The sequence below is a fragment of the Candidatus Scalindua japonica genome (assembly GCF_002443295.1).
Taxonomy (GTDB): Bacteria; Planctomycetota; Brocadiia; order Brocadiales; family Scalinduaceae; genus Scalindua; species Scalindua japonica.
Window position 1 is genome coordinate 126064 of record NZ_BAOS01000005.1, and the last position, 19536, is coordinate 145599.

At 35.4% G+C, this 19536-nt stretch carries 21 protein-coding genes; 1 reads left to right on the top strand and 20 read right to left on the bottom strand.

Features of this window, described 5'->3' with window-relative positions; genetic code table 11:
- Nucleotides 1-322 precede the first annotated feature (322 nt).
- Nucleotides 323-1612, top strand: coding sequence for an HD-GYP domain-containing protein (locus SCALIN_RS04980; protein WP_096893220.1), 1290 nt, complete (start codon nucleotides 323-325; stop codon nucleotides 1610-1612).
- A 182-nt stretch (nucleotides 1613-1794) separates the two neighbouring features.
- Here SCALIN_RS04980 and SCALIN_RS04985 read toward each other — a convergent pair whose 3' ends face one another.
- From SCALIN_RS04985 to fliJ, 20 genes are all read right to left on the bottom strand, one after another.
- Nucleotides 1795-3417, bottom strand: coding sequence for an HD domain-containing phosphohydrolase (locus SCALIN_RS04985; RefSeq protein ID WP_096893221.1), 1623 nt, complete (start codon nucleotides 3415-3417; stop codon nucleotides 1795-1797).
- 22 nt (nucleotides 3418-3439) lie between these two features.
- Nucleotides 3440-3667, bottom strand: a complete 228-nt coding sequence (locus tag SCALIN_RS04990; protein WP_096893224.1) for a hypothetical protein — start codon at nucleotides 3665-3667, stop codon at nucleotides 3440-3442.
- Nucleotides 3668-4274: 607 nt separating this feature from the next.
- Nucleotides 4275-4526, bottom strand: coding sequence for a hypothetical protein (locus tag SCALIN_RS04995; protein ID WP_096893225.1), 252 nt, complete (start codon nucleotides 4524-4526; stop codon nucleotides 4275-4277).
- A 214-nt stretch (nucleotides 4527-4740) separates the two neighbouring features.
- Nucleotides 4741-5532 (bottom strand): sigma-70 family RNA polymerase sigma factor, encoded by a 792-nt coding sequence (locus tag SCALIN_RS05000; protein WP_162532150.1) that lies wholly within the window; start codon nucleotides 5530-5532, stop codon nucleotides 4741-4743.
- A gap of 133 nt (nucleotides 5533-5665) precedes the next feature.
- Complete coding sequence (locus tag SCALIN_RS05005; RefSeq protein ID WP_096893229.1) at nucleotides 5666-5923, bottom strand: hypothetical protein; 258 nt, start codon at nucleotides 5921-5923, stop codon at nucleotides 5666-5668.
- A gap of 60 nt (nucleotides 5924-5983) precedes the next feature.
- A complete protein-coding gene (locus SCALIN_RS05010; protein WP_096893230.1) occupies nucleotides 5984-7411 on the bottom strand; it encodes a flagellar biosynthesis protein FlhF in 1428 nt (475 codons plus the stop codon).
- Nucleotides 7401-9488 (bottom strand): flagellar biosynthesis protein FlhA, encoded by a 2088-nt coding sequence (gene flhA, locus SCALIN_RS05015; RefSeq protein ID WP_096893233.1) that lies wholly within the window; start codon nucleotides 9486-9488, stop codon nucleotides 7401-7403. Before flhA ends, SCALIN_RS05010 begins: the two co-directional genes overlap by 11 nt.
- A 36-nt stretch (nucleotides 9489-9524) precedes the next feature.
- On the bottom strand, nucleotides 9525-10592 hold the full coding sequence (gene flhB, locus SCALIN_RS05020; RefSeq protein ID WP_096893234.1) for a flagellar biosynthesis protein FlhB: 1068 nt from the start codon (nucleotides 10590-10592) through the stop codon (nucleotides 9525-9527).
- A 3-nt stretch (nucleotides 10593-10595) separates the two neighbouring features.
- Complete coding sequence (gene fliR / locus SCALIN_RS05025; RefSeq protein WP_096893236.1) at nucleotides 10596-11366, bottom strand: flagellar biosynthetic protein FliR; 771 nt, start codon at nucleotides 11364-11366, stop codon at nucleotides 10596-10598.
- 4 nt (nucleotides 11367-11370) lie between these two features.
- Nucleotides 11371-11640, bottom strand: a complete 270-nt coding sequence (fliQ, locus tag SCALIN_RS05030; protein ID WP_096893237.1) for a flagellar biosynthesis protein FliQ — start codon at nucleotides 11638-11640, stop codon at nucleotides 11371-11373.
- A 76-nt stretch (nucleotides 11641-11716) separates the two neighbouring features.
- Nucleotides 11717-12385 (bottom strand): flagellar type III secretion system pore protein FliP, encoded by a 669-nt coding sequence (fliP, locus tag SCALIN_RS05035; protein ID WP_162532171.1) that lies wholly within the window; start codon nucleotides 12383-12385, stop codon nucleotides 11717-11719.
- 95 nt (nucleotides 12386-12480) lie between these two features.
- Entirely contained in the window at nucleotides 12481-12957 is a 477-nt protein-coding gene (fliO, locus tag SCALIN_RS05040; protein ID WP_162532151.1) for a flagellar biosynthetic protein FliO, read from the bottom strand.
- A 582-nt stretch (nucleotides 12958-13539) separates the two neighbouring features.
- Nucleotides 13540-13899, bottom strand: coding sequence for a flagellar motor switch protein FliN (gene fliN, locus SCALIN_RS05050; RefSeq protein ID WP_096893244.1), 360 nt, complete (start codon nucleotides 13897-13899; stop codon nucleotides 13540-13542).
- A gap of 113 nt (nucleotides 13900-14012) precedes the next feature.
- Nucleotides 14013-15008 (bottom strand): flagellar motor switch protein FliM, encoded by a 996-nt coding sequence (gene fliM / locus SCALIN_RS05055; protein ID WP_096893246.1) that lies wholly within the window; start codon nucleotides 15006-15008, stop codon nucleotides 14013-14015.
- A 2-nt stretch (nucleotides 15009-15010) separates the two neighbouring features.
- Nucleotides 15011-15772 (bottom strand): flagellar basal body-associated FliL family protein, encoded by a 762-nt coding sequence (locus SCALIN_RS05060; RefSeq protein ID WP_133111674.1) that lies wholly within the window; start codon nucleotides 15770-15772, stop codon nucleotides 15011-15013.
- 32 nt (nucleotides 15773-15804) lie between these two features.
- Nucleotides 15805-16560, bottom strand: coding sequence for a flagellar motor protein MotB (locus SCALIN_RS05065; protein ID WP_096893249.1), 756 nt, complete (start codon nucleotides 16558-16560; stop codon nucleotides 15805-15807).
- Nucleotides 16553-17269 carry an OmpA family protein gene (locus SCALIN_RS05070; RefSeq protein WP_096893251.1) on the bottom strand — a complete coding sequence of 239 codons (717 nt, stop codon included), beginning with the start codon at nucleotides 17267-17269 and terminating at the stop codon, nucleotides 16553-16555. The genes SCALIN_RS05065 and SCALIN_RS05070 overlap by 8 nt, the downstream gene beginning before the upstream one ends.
- Complete coding sequence (locus tag SCALIN_RS05075) at nucleotides 17269-18075, bottom strand: motility protein A (RefSeq protein ID WP_096893253.1); 807 nt, start codon at nucleotides 18073-18075, stop codon at nucleotides 17269-17271. The genes SCALIN_RS05070 and SCALIN_RS05075 overlap by 1 nt, the downstream gene beginning before the upstream one ends.
- Nucleotide 18076: 1 nt before the next feature.
- Complete coding sequence (locus SCALIN_RS05080) at nucleotides 18077-19030, bottom strand: magnesium transporter MgtE N-terminal domain-containing protein (RefSeq protein ID WP_096893255.1); 954 nt, start codon at nucleotides 19028-19030, stop codon at nucleotides 18077-18079.
- Nucleotides 19023-19481, bottom strand: coding sequence for a flagellar export protein FliJ (fliJ, locus tag SCALIN_RS05085; protein WP_096893256.1), 459 nt, complete (start codon nucleotides 19479-19481; stop codon nucleotides 19023-19025). The genes SCALIN_RS05080 and fliJ overlap by 8 nt, the downstream gene beginning before the upstream one ends.
- Nucleotides 19482-19536: the final 55 nt, after the last annotated feature.

Consider the following 19536-nt stretch of genomic DNA (forward strand, 5'->3'; position numbering starts at 1 on the left):
ATGATTGTCATCTTAGCTTTAGGGTATAGGACTTCTTCCACTTATACAAATAATAAAAATGCTGATATCTCTGTATTCATATTGATAAGTTGTCTAAGAATATCTTTCTTTGGTTAGTTTACCCTTTTTAAAAAATAATCGTCCCATTCGATTTTGACTTAATTATTGACATGCAAAACCGATAATATTTATATATATATGAGATTTCGTAACATATAACTTCAACTGGCAAAGGCAGTGATTTAAATATTACCTTCAGCATATTTTATAACAAAGAAACGAAGATCTCTTTAATAGAATTAGAATCCTTTCAGGAAATATAATGTCAAAAGGCACTTTGAAATATATCTCTGTTTCTACAGACCAACTAAAGGTAAATACGATTCTTGATTTTGACATATTTATTCAAACAAGTAGCAAGATCATCCTGTTCCGTAAGAGAGACCTTCCATTTACAGAAGAGACACTACAGAATCTTTCCGATAACAATGTAAAAACAATATTTGTTTCAGAAGAAGACAGGGAAAAAATTGAAAATTATTACGATTCAACCAGGAACAATGGTAGCCAGAAATTGTCAAAAGAAGGCTTTGCGGCGCCATTTAATGATCCGAAAATGGTTGAGAAATACTTTGAAACCTATGTTAATTACTACCCTATTGAAAATGAAAATTTACTGCCGGGTACGAGAATTAATTTTAAAGTTTTCAAGAAATCAAATATTGATACCGAAATTTACATTGATCCAGATAATGAGGGCAATTTATCAAATATAGTACCACAAGATATCCATGATATAAAATGCGCCATTGCAATCCACAAAGAGGACATACCACTATACAAAGAATATATAAATACACTCGCATTAGAACTCACTAAAAAGAATGATAATTCTTCAGAACTGCATTTTAGTATTTTACGTGAAAATTCTAAATTTATTATCAAAGATATTCTAGAAGACCCAAGGAGTGGAGAAACTATTGAAAAAGCAGGTGATCTTGTCGAAACGTTAACAGGCACAATCCTGGAAAACCAGAATAACTTTTCCAGCCTGCTAAAGATTACTACACATGATTATTACACGTATACACATTCGTTAAATGTCTGTAGCCTGAGTATTGGATTGGGAACAGAATTAAAATTAAAAAGAGACCCGGACCTCCTGGAACTTGGATTAGGAGCCCTGTTACACGACATCGGTAAGTGCTCTATAGACCTGCGTATTCTGAACAAACCCGGCAAATTGACAGAAAATGAGTTCAAGAAGATACAGGGCCATGTCATTGCCGGAAAAGAGATGCTAAAAAACAACAGTACAAAAATACCGAAAAATTCTCTTTACGCAATACTCCAACATCATGAAAAATTTACAGGTAAAGGATATCCGTATAATTTAAAAGACGATCAGATCCATTTATATGGGAGAATTGGAGCAATTGTTGATTTCTACGATGCATTAACCACTAAACGTCCATACAAAAATGCATTATCTCCGTTTGAAGCTTTTAAACTTCTCAGCAAATTCCAAGATGATTATGATAAGAAATTAATTAAAGAATTTATTGTCATGTTGGGAAAGCAAGGAAATTTAAAAACACACGAAAAGGCATGAATAAAAAAATAAGTTAGCCAAGATACAACAATAAACCGGAAAGTAACTCCTTTACATTAAATTCAGTACCATTCAGAAATTTTCATCCCATAAAGTCCTTATTAAAAATCATTACTTCTTTTACATACTGACCGGTTAGTCAGTATGTAAAATTAAACAAGTCGAGAAAATCAATAAGTAGATCAGCTACTGACCAGACGCGTTTTAGCTACACCTTTACCTGATTTTAGTAAGTCTATAAAGTTGTCCAATACTTCAGTATCAAAAAACCCTTTCATCTTTGCTTTCATTATCATACATGCATCATCTGATGTACAGGCTTTTGCGTATGGTCTGTCAGAAGTAATGGCACAATATACATCAATAATACGGGAAATTCTACCATAAAGACTAATCTCGTTTTCTTTAAGTCCATGAGGATAACCACTGCCGTTAAAATTTTCATGATGAAGCAGAGCAAGCATGTAAGACTCTGGAGATACCTGTCCGGTCTCCTGTAACATTTGAAACCCTATCTCTGAGTGTTTTTTTATAATATTATATTCATCACTATTCAATTTTGAGGGCTTGTTAATTATCAAAGAATCAACGCTTCTCATGCCAATATCCTGTAGTAACAGACCCAACGCAAACTCACCTGTCTCTTCAATATTCAAACCTATATGATGTGCAAAAACAAGACTCATCAAAGTAACATTTATGGAATGTCCGTATAAATAAATGTCATATCCCTTTGTATTACTCAAACCAATATAGTCCTTTCCAGAACTCCTAACAAGCCCCATTGCACTCTCTATCCATTGCTTAGCCCTTTCTATATTACATACTTCTTCAGGTATAGCAGTTAAATCGCTGATAATATTAACTGCGACGTTCTGAATAACATCAAACTTTTCTTTCGAACAGGCACTATCATTCTGCACAATTTTTTCCATATTAGTTTCCATAAAACGCAAATATTGTTTTCTACCGTTTTTTGGAACAAAAAGTTTATTAATATTTTTCCTTATAAACTCTTCTCTTTTTTCGTTAATAAATAATCTATCCCCACCCTTCCAATACAACACATAATTATTTTCACCGTTGAGACTATTTTTCAGATATAATTCACTTTTATTAAAAGGACCTATCTTAAGACTTTTTAACGTAACCGGTAGAAATTTTTCTGTTTTATTATAATAATCATTATCAAGCTGCTGGACAATTGAAAGCCCTTTAGTCTTACCTATTAGAGTTGCATTTCTGATAGCTATTGCTGAATAACGTGAGAGAATCCTAAGGAGGCCTAGATCTCTTTCATTAAAAGCCCTACCATCTGATTTTTCATTAACATTCAAAACACCTATAACTTTTCCACTGATTATTAAAGGAACAGACATAAATGACTTACTCGAATATCTTGCATTGTTTCTCTTTGCAAATCTTGTATCAGTCTCTATGTTCTTAACAATAACATTCACTCCTTTCAAAGCAACCCACCCTGATATCCCATCGCCTACTTTTACTCTACACTCTTGCTCAATGTCCTCGGTTAGATGGTTTGAGTACTTTATACGAAGGGTGTCTCCCTCTATTAACATTAAAGAGGAGTATTTTACCTTCACTAAGGATGTGGTTAATTTATTAATCAACTTAAACAATTTTTCAAATTTAAACACTGAAGTTAAAGCTATGCCAATTGCCTCTTCATTTACTTCTACTTTGTTATCAACTACTCTACTATCAAAATATGTATTATTAATTTCAATACTATCCGATATCTTACCTTTGCCACTTCGTGTTGTATTATCTAGCATTGTTAACATTGTGATCACCCCTTTCTACTTATTACAAAATTATCTTTAAATCTTTAGTATTCTTTTTTATGTATTCCTGTAGACTTTTCAAAGCAATTAGTTTTGCTATTTGCCGGTTTTTACAAATATTATAAGCTTCTTCATTAAAAATTGTCACCAGATCTGCTAATGCAATATTCTCTTTACTGCCTTTACTGCAACCTGTTCCAGCGTCTACTTTGTGATGCATAACCAAGCTTCTTCTTTTTAATTTCTTCATCTTATACCTACCAATAATATACGTACATAGATAAACGAATTAACCCGTTAAATATACACTCAAGTACAAGCATGAATAATTTTGTCCAATAAGGTTGTATACTTGTATCAAAAGTGTTTCATTTTCTCTGTACTTATCTTACGCAACCATTGTGCCTATTTTCATTATTAATAATATTATTTTCGAGGTAACACATAAGATACGTAAATAGAGTAGTTTATGCCTTGGAAATAATTTATCTTATACATTATGATGTTCCCTAACAGATATATGTTTGTTAAATAATTCCATCTTTTTCTTACATATTGTTAATTTTTTTCCCTATAGCCTATAATGCGGTAAGTACAAAATCTGACAGGACGGCGCTTTTTAGAGACAATACCCAGTAATTCACCTGCCCCACCAGCATTTTACAAAGAGGTACTCAGATTAGGTTAGATTTGGTAGAGTTGATTGAACTAGCAGTTAAAACTACACCGAGGATTCATCTTCAGTCAGTAGATGCGAGTATTACATCTTTCAGACAATAAACAAAAAAAACATCTGTGCCACACAGAAACTTTATAAAACTGAAGTACTTCTGTCAATTGTCACATAATACATCTCTTTAAATCTCTGTATCCAACATTATTCCACAATTGGTATCAAAATCATCATCTGCTTTTTCTTGCAAAGTTGTTTCATTCTCTTCATTGACCTGGTTATCTTCCCTACTTTGCATTTCCTTGTCATTATCAGATATGAGCTTTGAAAAGTCATCTTTCTTTTCTTTTTTACCTTTATTATTATCCGCTTTGCCTTTTGGATTTAGTTTTTTTATTGACGGAACATAACGAATTGACTGAATACTATCATCCATGACTGTTACCCGACAAATCTGTCAAATCCTGGACCCTATTTAATCTTTTCAGCTACTTCAATAAATACCACTGTAATAGACAAGAGTTCATCAACCTATTTATTGATCATGGTATCTTTTAAACCTTCCACTCGGCTAAACAGTCAGCTGGACAAAAATTATTCTGGCAGAATTTGCAAAGTAAATTTTTCTTATAAACTATAATATAGCTATTTTATACTGAGGACTGTACCTCTCGATCAGGCTTTGACTTATGTGCCTTGGCCCTGATTGACATCAATGCTCTATGGTGTAATTGTGACACTCTAGACTCTGACAAATTCATTACTTGTGCTATTTCTCTTAAAAGCATGTCCTCATAATAATATAAAGTAATAACCAGTTTTTCTTTCGGACGAAGCTCCATAATAGCGCGTTCTAATATCTCTTGCTCTTCCATTAATTCCAAATTACTTAAAGGTCCACTGCTGTTATTGTCCTTTATAATCTCATTAACCTTTACTTTAGAATCATCATCGTTACCAAAACTAATATCCTCAAGATAGAGCATGGAACACATATTTATATCTGCCAGCATCTTATCCAGCTCACTACAACTAATACCCATTGCTTCAGCAATTTCTTCAGAAAGGGGAGTTCTATTTAATTCTTGTTCCAGGGTGTTATAAGTTTCTTTGATTAAATTATCCTTCTCTCTTACTGAACGAGGTACCCAATCCTGTAAACGTAGATAATCTAAAACTGCTCCTCTGATCCTGTGAAAAGCATACGTTTTAAATTTTACATTTTTAGTAGTATCGAACCTTTCTGCAGCCTCTATTAAACCCAGAATTCCGGATTCAAACAAATCTTCCTGATCAATATGTGAAGGCAGATAAATCATAAACTTTCCAACCACATACTTTACAAGAGGTAGATAGTCCATAACAAACTTATCACGTTTCTCTTTAGAGACATTTTTGTGCATCTTTTGTTCTCTCTGTTTTACATCAATTTTTGTTTGCATAAAAGTTTCCTCACAAACTATTTTCATTTATAGTAACGACAATCAATATACGAGCGACTGACTACTTCAATTAAAACTTTAAAAACAATAATATTTATTTAAACTAACATACCACATTTAAATTGCATTCTCATTATTTACCTTGTTCTTTGTTATCTTTGCTATTCTCATCATTAATCATATCAATATTATTCGGAACGTATTTGACCAACATTATTACCAGAACAAAAGCAGTTAGACCTGTCAGACAACCAGCGATGAGCGCTTTTTGCATAAGCGTTTCAATAGCCAGATTTGACGCGTACCCAATCATACACGAAAGGAAAAATACTGTTACAGCAATATAAATGCTGGATTTCAAGCCAATCAATACCAGTTGTTGTCTTATCATGATCTTTCCTATTCAGGACTTCTGTTTTGCCTGGCGTCAGGCAGACACTATAAGGAATTTTCACACCTGTAGTATCATATCTGCAACAATTCCTGTCGTTACCGGCCTGATATCTTCCGGAATCTCCTGCCCATCAGTAATCCATGAAAGAGGTATCTGGGTTTCCATTGCAACACTAAACAAGGTTCCATACAAACTGGTCTCATCAACTCTGGTGAAATTTAATTTTTGAATAGGAAACGGAGTAAATTTATTGATAAGGTTAATAATATCAGCATATCTCATTGTAGCGCTTACAACAAGATGAGTCTCCTTATCCGGTATTTCATCGAGCAATCCTTTGAGATTGGATAGGGTATTACCATCAAGGTAGCTTATTCCGGGAGTATCTATGAAAATATGTGAAGAACCTCCGTATTTGTCTCCAATTTCTCTAAGTTCACGAGGTGAAGTGACCGTCTTGAATGTCACGCCTATTCTGTCTGCTGTTTGCTTCAGTTTTCCCGCAGAATTACCTCTGATACTTAGTAACAATATCTCCTTATCAGATCTTTTTTTTGTATCGGACGCCAGTTTTAAAATAGTTGTAGTCTTCCCGGTACCCGCTGCTCCAAGAAAAACCATAGTTTTACATTCATCCTGATTATTTAATAGGGAATCAGAGATCTTGATTTTATGAATAATACTTTCCCTGAGCATCTGACAATGCAAATCCATTCTGTCATATTCGTCTTTGCTCAACCGATCCAAAACCTCGTTTATTAATATTCTGGAATGTTCATCTTCAACCTGTTGAATACGAAGCTGCTTGAATAAACCTATACTCTGTCCCGGCCAATCAAAAGAATTCGAGTCCGAGTATTGCTGTTTAACAAGAGTAGTTGGCGTTTCATCTTCGCTACATCCTGCCATTTCGATTAAATCTGCGGTGAGCAAATGGTCTGCTAAAGAAGCATTGCCCATCTGGGGATATTTTAGACCTGACTGTGATTCAGCTGACAATTGTTTTGACTCGTTTCTGACCAACAACAATCTTGAATTACCACTATCTTTTCTTATTATATGGTTTAAATGAGGCTCTGAGCTTTTTACCTTATTGTCAACTATCCATTTTATTACCCTCCCTCCTTCACCAGTCGACACCTGATGTGATGAGTGATTCAAACGATCTGGCGGAGTTGTGTCCTCAAATCCAGTCAGTTTACCTGTATGTAAATGGTCAGATAATTCTGAATGTATATCACCACTATCATCTTGTCCACCCTGATCATCTTTTCTGGCCTCACTCTGTTCTAAGTCACTAGACGGATTTTGGTCATTAACATTTTCAGCAGCAATAACCTCAACCAATACCTGACCGGCCTTGCTCTTTATATCTCCTTCTTCTATATTTCTTGTTTCGAGGATAATGGAAGCATCACCCATCTCTCTTTTTACACTTTTCAGCGCCTCTTGTACTGTAGACGCAATAAATGATTTAATTTTCATTTGTCAAACTCACAATACCGAGTGATTCAATCTGGATACCCGGTGCAATTTCTTTATATGACAACACTGGTAAAAAAGGCAATGCAGTCTCTGTTAGTTTTCTAATATGATTTCTTAATGAAGAAGATGTTAGAAGGACAGCACTGTTACTGGTTGCACAGGTCTTACTTACCACTTCCGCAATTGCATCAATAATTCTCTGCGCATAATTAGGCTCCAATGCAAGTACTGATTTGTTCCCCATGTCATGAATAGAGTTTATAATTTCCTGTTCAAGTCCGGGTTCAAAGGAAATAGTGCTGATTTTATTAGATTCGCTCTGATACTGACCACATAATGTCCTGCACAACCTCTGTCTTACAAACTCAGTCAGAGCCTCAGGGTCCTTAGTGGTCGGAGCATTATCAATAAGTGTTTCAAGTATAGTTACAAAATCTTTTACAGAAATTCTCTCTCTTAATAAATTCTTTACTACCTCCTGCACAACACCCAGCGTAAGAACAGCGGGAGTCAATTCATTAACCAGAGTCGGTGAGTCTTTTTTCGTTGTATCAATTAATTTCTGTATGTCTTCTCTGGTAACTATTTCATAAGCATGAGATTTTATAATTTCCGTCAAATGGGTAACGAGAACTGAAGTAGGATCAATTATCGTATAACCTGCCGCCTCTGCAGATTCTTTTTTAGACTCTGCTATCCACACACCTGGCAAACCATACGCCGGATCAGTTGTTCTGACCCCGTCAATAGGATCTGTTTCATCATCACCTAGAGCCAGATAACTATCTGGCATCAATTCACCCTTATCAACTACCTGACCTTTTATTTTAATACTGTATCCATTTGATGGTAGTTGCAGATTATCTCTTAACCGTATAGGCGGAATAATTATTCCTATCTCTCTGGCAAGCTGTTTTCGAAGTGAATTTATTCTGCTTAATACTCCACCTGCCTTTTTTGGATCTACTAATGGGACCAATTTATACCCGACTTCAATCCCCATTCTGTCAACATGCAACAAGCCCTCAAATTCATCTTCCGGCTCACTTATCTGCTTAGTTTTTTCGCCTGCCGACTCTATTCCTTCAACATATTTCTCTGTTTTACGTCCGGACGGGTTCTTTCTGGTAACTACGAAAAGAAAACCAAAAATAGCTGATATTATAAAGAATGAAATTTTAGGCATTCCGGGAATTAAACCAAAAATAAACAGTATTCCGGCTGCTAAACCCAATGCTCTAGGTACTGTCAACAACTGAGAAGAGAGATCTTTGCCCAGACTGGATTTAGATGATGATTTTGTAATGAGCAAGGCTGCAGAAATGGCATTAATTAGAGAAGGAATCTGGGTTACCAAGCCGTCTCCTACTGTCAAAAGCGTATAAGTAGACATTGCATCATTAATTTTCATACCCTGCATCATACTGCCTATCACAATACCACCTGCAATATTTATTATTGTAATAACAATTCCCGCAATGGCATCACCACTTACAAATTTACTTGCACCATCCATTGAACCATAAAACTCAGCTTCCTGTGAAATGTCAAGACGCCTCGCTTTCGCCTCTTCCTCGGTAATAGCGCCAGAATTCAGATCGGCATCGATACTCATCTGCTTACCAGGCATCGCATCTAGAGTAAATCTGGCAGCTACCTCAGAAACCCTGGTAGCACCTTTTGTAATTACAATAAACTGAATAACGGTAAGTATAATAAAAACAACCAGTCCAATAACAACATTACCACCTACAACAAAATTACCAAATGAGGTGATTACCTGTCCGGCTTCCGCATGCATAAGGATAAGACGTGTTGATGCTACGTTCAGTGCAAGCCGGAAAAGTGTAAGGAACAGTAAAAGAGAAGGATAAGCTGAAATCTCCAGTGCTCTTCTCACATGCAATGTAACCAGGAGTACAAGAAATGAAAGAGAAATATTAATGGTAATAAAGATGTCCAGTAGAAAAGTTGGTAACGGTACTATGAGTACAAATAATATTACCAGTACTCCGACCGCAAGGCCAAATTCACTATACTTATATAGCGGTTTATTTTTTTCTCCTGTTGTATTCATTACAGTTTCAGTCACCTTGTTTATCCATAATATATCTTATCTGTTTGCTACGATATTGCGCAATTGATAGACATATGAAAGTACCTTTGCAACAGCCTGATAAAGTTTAGGAGGTACGTCACTATTTATCTCAATTGAACTATATAATACACGCGCAAGAATTCTGTCCTCTACTATAGGAATGTCATGTTTTGCGGCTACTTCCCTTATCTTTAATGCGATAAGATCAACTCCTTTCCCGATTACCTTCGGTGCATCCATTGTGGCAGCATCATATTTGAGCGCAACAGCATAATGAGTCGGGTTTGTAACTACCACATCAGCCTCCGGTATTGCCTGCATCATTCTTTTTCTTGACATTTCACGCTGGACATTCTTTATCCTGGCTTTTATCATAGGATCTCCATCAGTCTGTTTTGCTTCCTGTTTTACCTCGTTCTTGGTCATCATCAAATCTTTTGAATGCTGCCATCTCTGATAAAGAAAATCAAGTAGAGCAAGGATTAATAAAATAATAGAGATCTTCAGGGTTATCCCAAACACCAAACCGGATGCGGATGTAAATATTGCTTCCGTTCGCATACTTAATAACTCCATTAACGGCTCAAGATCATTTTTTATTGAAATAAATGCTATGCCGCCCATTATGGATAATTTCAACAAAGCCATAGCTGTCTTAACCAACGATCTTTTTGAAAAAAGTTTTTGTGCACCTGATATAGGATTCAATCTCTTAAAATCCGGAATAAGTGCCTTACGACTAAAAACAAGACCCACTTGAGAGTAAGAAGCTATTAATCCAACTATCATAAACCCCCCCAATATCGGAAGTACCCCTTTTAGGTTCTTCATTGAAATATTCATGATTAAACTCACAAAAGTATCTGCATCAAAATCTTCATAGAATAGATTCTTACAAACCATACCCATTGTATCCTTCATATGAAATATCATTGAACCTCCCAGGAATAATAGAAGCAATACTCCGGCCAACAATATGAGAGCGCTATTAATATCCTGGCTTTTAGCGACCTGTCCTTTTTGAATGGCTTCTTTTTTCTGTTTTGGTGTTGCCGCTTCCGTTTTTTCTTCAGTTGATTTCATTGATTAAATGCCTCGTACCATACTAAAAACGTCTTTACGTAGTAACTCTAATAAATAGCCTATTGTACGTGTAATAAAAGGAAAAGTTATGGCTAAAAGTAAAAAGCCAACAAGCAATTTCATTGGAAAAATTATTAAAAATATGTTTATCTCCGGAGTAGACCTGGCAAGAAAACCTGATACCACAACAGTAAGGCCCAGAATAATCATAACAGGGGCTGCTATCTTAATAGCAGCCATAAATACTCCGGTAAACAGGAGCATTATCTTGCTCATGGAAAACCCCAACTCAATAAACCCTGTCAAAGGCACGGTTTTGTAACTGAGGACTAATGCACTGATCAACCAGTGATGGCCATTCACAGCAAAAAACAAGATTAACGCTACTATTTGAAGCATTTGAGCAACTGGACTTACTCGATCTCCAAATAAAGGATCTACCAACTCTGCCATAGACATCCCCATTTCAGAACTGATTAACTCTCCGCCCATAACAATTGCTCCAAATGCCAATGTTGCCACATAACCAATTAAAAAACCAATCGCGAGTTCTTTGAAAACTAAAAGAATAAAATTAACCAGGTTATCAGGTAATGTCTGCTCTGTATTATTTACAGTGGGAAAAATTGCAATTGAAATTACCAGTGCGAATCCTATTTTTATCATTAAGGGTAAGCTTGCCTGGTTATAAATTGGTGAAAAGAAAAGGACACTGGCAGTCCTGATCAGCACTATAGCAAATAATGGTAGAAGATTAATAGTATTTAGTATCATGTATCTAGAAAGTGTAGTGAGAAAGATTCCCTAATAATAAATTTGCAAATGTCGTTAATTTATCCAACAACCATGGTAAAGAGAATGCAAATACACCAAACACTGCCAACAGTTTAGGCAAGAAGGTCAGAGTTTGTTCCTGTATACTTGTAACAGCCTGAAAGATTCCGATTGCAAGACCCACAACTAATGCGGTCCCAATAAGTGGAGCAATCATAATTAATGTAATTGTCACCGTTTCCTTTCCAAGAAATGTTACTATGTCATATCCCATTTTTGTTTATAATGCGGCATAGATGCAAAAAGTTTAATTTTAATTGAGAAATTCACAAATCTCTCAATCCCTTATACTACCTCACACTTGAAACTAATGATTGTATAATCAGATGCCAGCCGTCCACGAGTACAAATAAAACAATTTTAAATGGAACGGATATCATCATCGGTGGTAGCATAAACATACCCATTGAGGTCAATACACTTGCAACAACCATATCTATTACAATAAAAGGCAGATAAACTACAAAGCCCATTTGAAAAGCAGTTTTTAACTCACTTACAACAAATGCCGGCAAAAGAATATGTGCGGGAACATCATCCAGTGAATTTGGTCTTTCCATATGCGAAATATTATAAAACAACGCTATATCTTTTTCTCTTGTCTGCCTGGACATAAATAATTTTAATGGACCAATCCCTCGTTCAAAAGCTTCACTCTGCCCAATCTCTTCCTGCATAAATGGTTGTATAGCCTCTTTGTTTATTTGCGAAAACACAGGTGCCATCACAAAAAAAGTTACCAGTATCGCAAGACCTATCAAAATCTGATTTGGCGGCATTTGTTGAGAAGAGATCGCCTTTCTTACAAATGACAGCACTATAATAATTCTTGTAAATGAAGTCATTACCATCAAAAGCCCTGGTAAGAATGTAAAAGAAGTCATTACCAGAAGGACCTTAACAATCCCGACAATCTGCTTTGGCTTATCAAGATTGCCCATATTAATAGTCATTTTCATAGCGTCACTAACTGCATCGTCTGCCTCTACTGTACGCGCAACAAACATAAACGCTACAAATGTCAAGATGGACACCAGTATTACAAGTAAATATTTCATCTTTGTTTTCGTTCAGATATTGATTTCTTAATGATATCAAGAAATTCCTTTTTATTAACGCTATCACTCCCAGAAGCACTTCTTTTACTGACAATAATATCTTCATTCGCGATCTCTGTTAACAACCCGATGTTGTCATTGGTTACGCCAAGAAGTAGATGTTTTCCAGGTACTTCAACCAGAAAAACGGATTTCTTCACTCCTATTGGAGCATGGTCAATTACCTGTATCAACTTCCTGCTTCTTCCCATACCTGCACTCACACCATACTTCTTCTTTAATACATAAACGGCTGCAATTATCAGCGCAATAACTATGAGTAATGTGCTGATCATCTTAGTATACCCTTCGTATCCATTGAATAAAGATTCTTTGTTCGAATCGGAATTAAACAACCCAGACAATTTAGCCTCTGCAAAAACATCACCTTGCTGGGTTATAACAGGAAGGATAAAACCGATGAGGACCAACATAAAGACTAATACTGATTTTAGATTTTTATCATTGAAAAACTTTTCAGTTGTACATATCATATTCAGTTTAGAAGAAAACTAACAAAGTAAAATTTATATGCAAGTTAAGATCGCAAATAGGATACCATTTTATTTTTTAATATTCTTAACACAATGCACAGCTATAACATGTTTAAAATTTAGACTTTAGCCACTACCGTGCTTAAAGATACAAACAAATCATTTGAAATCGTAATTTGTAAACTGCTTTACCAGAAAACAGCGTAGTCTTTTTAAACTAACCGTAGTTTTCTTAGACAGATAGATACCCTATTATATCTGCCGGTAAGGTATGATTTTGGATTGCTGATTGAGGATTTACGTAATACATTAATATATTGTTCAAGCCCCATATATATAAGTGGGGGAAAAACATTGAGGAGGTTTGTATGGAGTGGAAATGGAATAGATAAGCATTTGATTTTTGACTTTGGTCCACAGATTTTGGAATTAGAAAAGCCAATAAAAATTTGTATTTCTGATTTGTTTTATAAATCTGTAATAAAATATCGAAACTGATTAACTCGATTTATACATTGGCCCCTAAGGAGTTGCTATCCTGGTTATCTTTACACCAAAGTTTTCATCAACTACCACCACCTCTCCAAAAGCAATTATTTTGCCGCGAACAGATATCTTAACCGGCTCTCCAGCCAAGCTATCCAGTTCGATTATTGCTCCCGGAGTTAATGACAAAACATCACGCATTAACATCTCTGTCTTGCCAAGTTCAACAAGGACCGGTATATGAACATCCATCAGCATATCAATATTATTTGAACTGCCTTCTCCAGTCTTGGATTTTACAGGTTCCAGTGGAGAGAACTTAACAGATTTAATGGTCTCTGTATCATCAGCTACTTGACTAGATGCATTTTGATCATCAATACTCTTATCTTCCATGTGATCTCCCTTTTTCAACTAAAAACCAAAAAAACAGATATCATTCCTTAATAATATCAATTAAAATCAAATATTATCACTTTAACCAAAAACGGTCCGCTACGACTACCGGTTTAATCAGATTCATCATCTGATAATCCAACAATTTGTATAGCCTTTTTTGAACCGTATAAACCCAGTTGTCCATAATATTTGTTTTTTCCTTCAACAAAGACTTTCAAATTATTCGTAACCTTATTATCCAGCCTTAATACATCACCTACTTTAAGATTGGAAATATCATTTATAGTAAAATTAGTTTCATCCAACACACCAGATACAACAATTTTGATGTTATTGACTAATTTCCGGAGAGACAAGGCACTTTCCTTATCAATTTCCTTCAAATTTGACGGTCTATTGCTGAAAAAATGGTCTAATGTCTGATCTATACTTGAGACAGGAACACAGAATTTCATCTCACCAAAGCTGTGTTCAAGATTAAAGGTAAAAGAAACCAACAACACAACTTCTGCTTCAGAAGCAATATTTAGATACCTTGGTTCCATTGCAGTATCAAAAACATTCCATTCCATTTCATCATATGGCTTCCACGTATAACCTATTTTATCCAAAATAATTTTAACTACATTACCAACAATTGCAGTCTCAGTGTCCGTCAATTTTCTTATTTCGTTTTGAGTCTTTCCCGCTCCACCAAATGCCTTTTCCACAATAGACAAACACAACCCCATGTCCATTGCAATACAACCAAACCCCTTTAGTGGTTTCAGCCTGATTGTATTAATGAACATTAGCTCTGGACAAGTATTTTTAAATATTTCAAAGCTTAATTCATCTATTGAACTCAGACTTACCTTTGTGGTAGCCCGTAGAAAGTTAGAGACCTCCCTGCTTATCTGATAAGCGGTAGTTTCAAGTACCTTATACAACATTCGTTTCTTCTCTCTTGATATTGTATTGGGCCTTTTAAAATCATAATATTTTACCTTGCTGTCTACCTCTTCAATAATGTCAGTCTGTGCTGTAATACCTTGACTTTCATGAAAAGATTCCAACAAACTTTCCACTTCCTCACTGGTAAGTATCGCGTTCTCTGTGTTCTCCATAATTACTGTATAATAAAATCAGAAAAATAAACCTGTGATATTGCATCATCCGACCCTAAAACCTCACTATTCAGAATGTCTTTAATCTCTTCTCTCATTCCAATATGACTAGTCTGCGTACTTATTTCACTTAAACTTTTAGAGGAAAGAAATGAAACCAGTTTATCCCTGAAGACAACTTTGTTCGCCTTTATTGTTTCTTCTATTTCGACGCTCTTCACTTCAAGGCTTATGATGACCCTTAGGTATCTTTTACTGTCAACCTTTCCTAAGTTAACAACAATACTGTCCAATGGCACTAATATTTTATCCAGCATATTGTTGATTTGTCCGGTCTCATCATTACCATTCTTTTTGTCCTTATCTTTACTCTTGCTTTTTTTCTTATCTTCTTTCCTCTCTTTTTCAATGCCTGGACGATTGTCGTCGACCTGATCTTCTTCTGAATCTTCGAGAGAGGTTTCCGGTTGAGCAGCATCGGCAGATGTTGTTATATCATAGACGTCTTTAGATGAATGGAACTTTGTGACAAATACAAAGGCGCTCCCTAAGGCAATTATGCCAATAACAACCAAAATCATTGTATTCTTAAGGTCTATTTTTGTCGCACCTTCTTTATCGGAATCTTGAGTTCCGGTTTCTTTTTCTTCAGCTACACCTTTTGCATTTGCATCTACATTGCCATCTGATGCATCTTTTGTCTTTTTCTTTTTCTTAAAAATAGCAAGTCTCCTCCAGATACTGATCTCAAAAGTTAAAAGCAAATTGATCACAACATTTTATGTAATTGTTACTCCTATAAATCAGAAATAATTATGTTTATTCTATTGTCTGCTTTAGTTTTAAAAGATGACTCTTCTCCCAGCAGAGGTCGATACTTGCCATACCCAATTGCTGTCAATCTTGTATTATCAATCTTACCAATATCATTAAAGTACCTTATAACTGCATCCGCAAATTCTGCCGACTTTTGCCAGCTTGTAGGACAGTCATCTGTTGGAACAAAATCCTCACTGGTAAATCCACCAACAACAACCTTACAGTCCCTGTTTCGTATTATTTTTATTAAATTATTTAAATACATCTTACTTTCAGATGACATATCCAACTCTTCATTAATGAAATCTATTTCTGTTGGAAAAACCAGTTGATGACCTGTTTTTGTATACTCAATATCTAAATTCTTATCAATTGTGTTAGCAAATACGTTCTTATCTAACTCTTTCTTCTTTTTATATTTGCCACTATAATTATCCAGTTTAATATCTAAATTGGATATTGAGTCACTACTACCTAATACAATCTTACTTACACCAAAATTATCCAATGCCTCTTTAAAAGAATCAATCGCCTCTTTTGCCTCTTCGTCTTTAATCGGCCCCACATTGGCGGATAGCATAATAAAAAATGCCAACAAAATAGTCATAAGTGCTGCGAAGGCAACCATATCTACAAAACTTGCATCTTCAGGTGGCTTCTTTTTTTTTCTTCTCACTACTGCAAAACCATTCTCCTGTTCATTTACCTTCGCTGCGTCTGCTGCATTAGACATCCTGAGGTATCTCCTTTATAATTACCTCCACCCTTCTGTTCAAAGCACGATTATTATCGTTAGTGTTCGGATATAATGGCCTTTTCCGTCCATACCCCGCAACGCCAAACCTGGAGGAGAGCAACATTTCTTCGTTAATTATGTAGTCACAAACTCTGGATGCACGTGCAATAGACAATTTATCACCTGTATTGTTATTATCAGTATATCTATCATCAGTGTGACCTTCAATTCTGACATTATTTGGAATCACACTTAACAATTCCGCTATCTTATCTAATAGATACAGATATTCTAACTTCAGCGAGATATCACCCGTATCAAAAAGAATGTCAGCCATAATTCTTATCGTAAATCCCTCTTTAGTCTTCTGCAACTCTATTACATCAAACAGTTCATTATCTTCCATAAACACAACAAGGTCTTCTTTTATTAATTCCAGTTCATCTATAGGAGGCAAAAGATCATAAGCATCAACCATTATTTTTGTCTGACTTTTGACCTTTTTCTTAAATATGCCAGAATCCTTAAGTTCTGCAGCCATTAAATTATCACCAATACCGGTACTTTTCTTCATCAATTCGATCTCTTCATCAGTTTTAGGAGAACTCATTGCTATTATTAACACAAAGAAGGTCATCAACAATGTAATCATATCGCCATAAGCCAATGCCCATTCATTAGGATCTTTTTTTGGTTCTTCTTCCATTATTTTGCATTTCTAATCTTATCTTTCAAATCCTCTATCTTCTTTTCCTTCCTTTCAGCCGGTGATAGAAAACCTTTTAACTTCTCCTCAACTATACTTGGATTATCTCCGGACTGTATTGACACAACCCCTTCCATGATCAGCTCCTTTACCAAAGTTTCCTCCTTTGACCTTACATCAAGTTTTCCACTCATGGGCAGAAAGATCAAATTTGCAACAATAACACCATACAAAGTAGTTAAAAGCGCCGTAGCCATACCAACACCTATCTTTGACGGATCATCCAGTTCTCTAAGCATCAATACCAAACCTATTAATGTCCCCATCATGCCGAATGCTGGTGCGACTACGCCCATGGATTCGAGCACGCCCTTGCCTTTAGAATGCCTGCCGCGCAAATTCTCAATCTCTTTTTCAAGTATTGTACGAAGTCCATCAGCATCAGTTCCGTCAACCAGAAGCTGTATAGATTTAGAGAGAAAAGCATCTTTAATATCTGCAACTTTACTTTCTAAAGCAAGTAACCCTTCCCTTCTGGCAAGCTTTGCATACTCTATCAAATTCTGCATTTCTGACTGAGGAGACGAAACTTTCACAAATATAGTTTTCATGATTAAAGAAACCAGTCCGGTAACCACTTGTAACGGATACCTGACAAGGGTTGCCGCTACCGTCCCTCCAATGACAATCATAATTGAGGGAATGTTAATAAACCCTCCAATCCCGGCCATTCCTCCACCCAGAATTATAGATACTATGAGCAGAAGAGCGCCAATTAATATACCTGCCGGCGTTGCAATATCCATTTTATGCTCCTTCTAATCCATCATTATTTTTTTGAAATTCATTTTTCATTATTTTTCTGATCTCTTCAGTAAGCTTTGAAGCTTCGTCTGTTTCTACAAACTCTAATATCCTGGCCAGGCTCTTTTCATTCATCTTTGACAGGATACTTATGGATGTATCATTTTCCAGCTCCTTCATAATTGATACAGCTTTTTCTGTTTCAATTTTCTGATAAATTGCAGCAAGTTTTTTTATATTTCTTTCTTTAAGTGTTTCACTATCCTCCCGATTCACTATTTGAAGGTTTTTCATTTTTTCACTAATTGTAGCCGCACCGGATGGATCTAATTCCGAAAGAATCTTTGCAGATTTTTTAGATACCATACCTGTTAAAACCTTAGCACTGGTATCTTTGTTCAGTTTATTTAAGACCTTGGCAGCTTTTAACGCCTCCATCGAAGCGTAAATACCAGCTAATCTTTTAACATTTTTCCTTTCGGTTTCATCAAAAACAATAAGGTCTCGATCAAGATCAATTCGTGCTTTACTTATCAGCATTAACTTCTCATCCAGCTTTTTTCTCATAGTTAATATTTCGTTTTTTCGGTCTTCAACATCTGCTTTAAAAGCCTCTATTTCCTTTTCATTTTTTTCAAGTAATGCAGCTTTTTTCTCATACAATTCTATTCTTTGACGCAATTCCTGTTGATACTTCCTTATCTCATCGGGAGAGAACCCCTTCAGTTCCCTGACCGCCTCTGTTGTCTTCTTTTGGTCGGCAGACTCTTTCGCATTGTTTATCCTTTTGCTGTATTCCTCCTCTATCTCTATTAATTTAGCAGAATATGATTTTCCCATCTTTTTCTGAATCCCCGTCTTCAGCTTTATCATCACAACAGATGATACTGAAAAGAATATAATAAGGAAAAGTAAATGGGGAACAAATTTCTTAATATCCAACTTGATCTTAATCATTTTCTACCACCAGTTTGTTAATAAATTTTGTCATGGCAATATCGTCCATTTCCCTGTTAGACATAAATACCAGATGTTTTTTATGTTCTTCCTCCCACCTGTTCCTGAGTTTCTCGATCGCCTTTCTTTTCTTAACTATTTTAATCAGCTCCTCCTTAACAGTGTTTAACTCTATTGATATCTCCTGTATCCTTGATTTACTGGTTTCAATATTAATATTAATATTAGAAAAATAATCCTCATAAGTCACTAATTCTTCAGCAAAGATTTCCAGTTTCTTTTTAGAATTCAATGCACTTTGACTAATCAGTTTGCCCTTCTTCATGTTTTCCAATTTTATATTTTCATTGATGAATGCATCTTGAACAACCCGTAATCTAGCGACACACTCATCCTCGTAAATCCGATGTTTATTGAGCAATGGCTCTAATTTAAAATGGAACTTTTGCATTTTTTCTATATTTTTTAATGAAAGGAACTATTAAATTAATTAATTTATAAGAGGT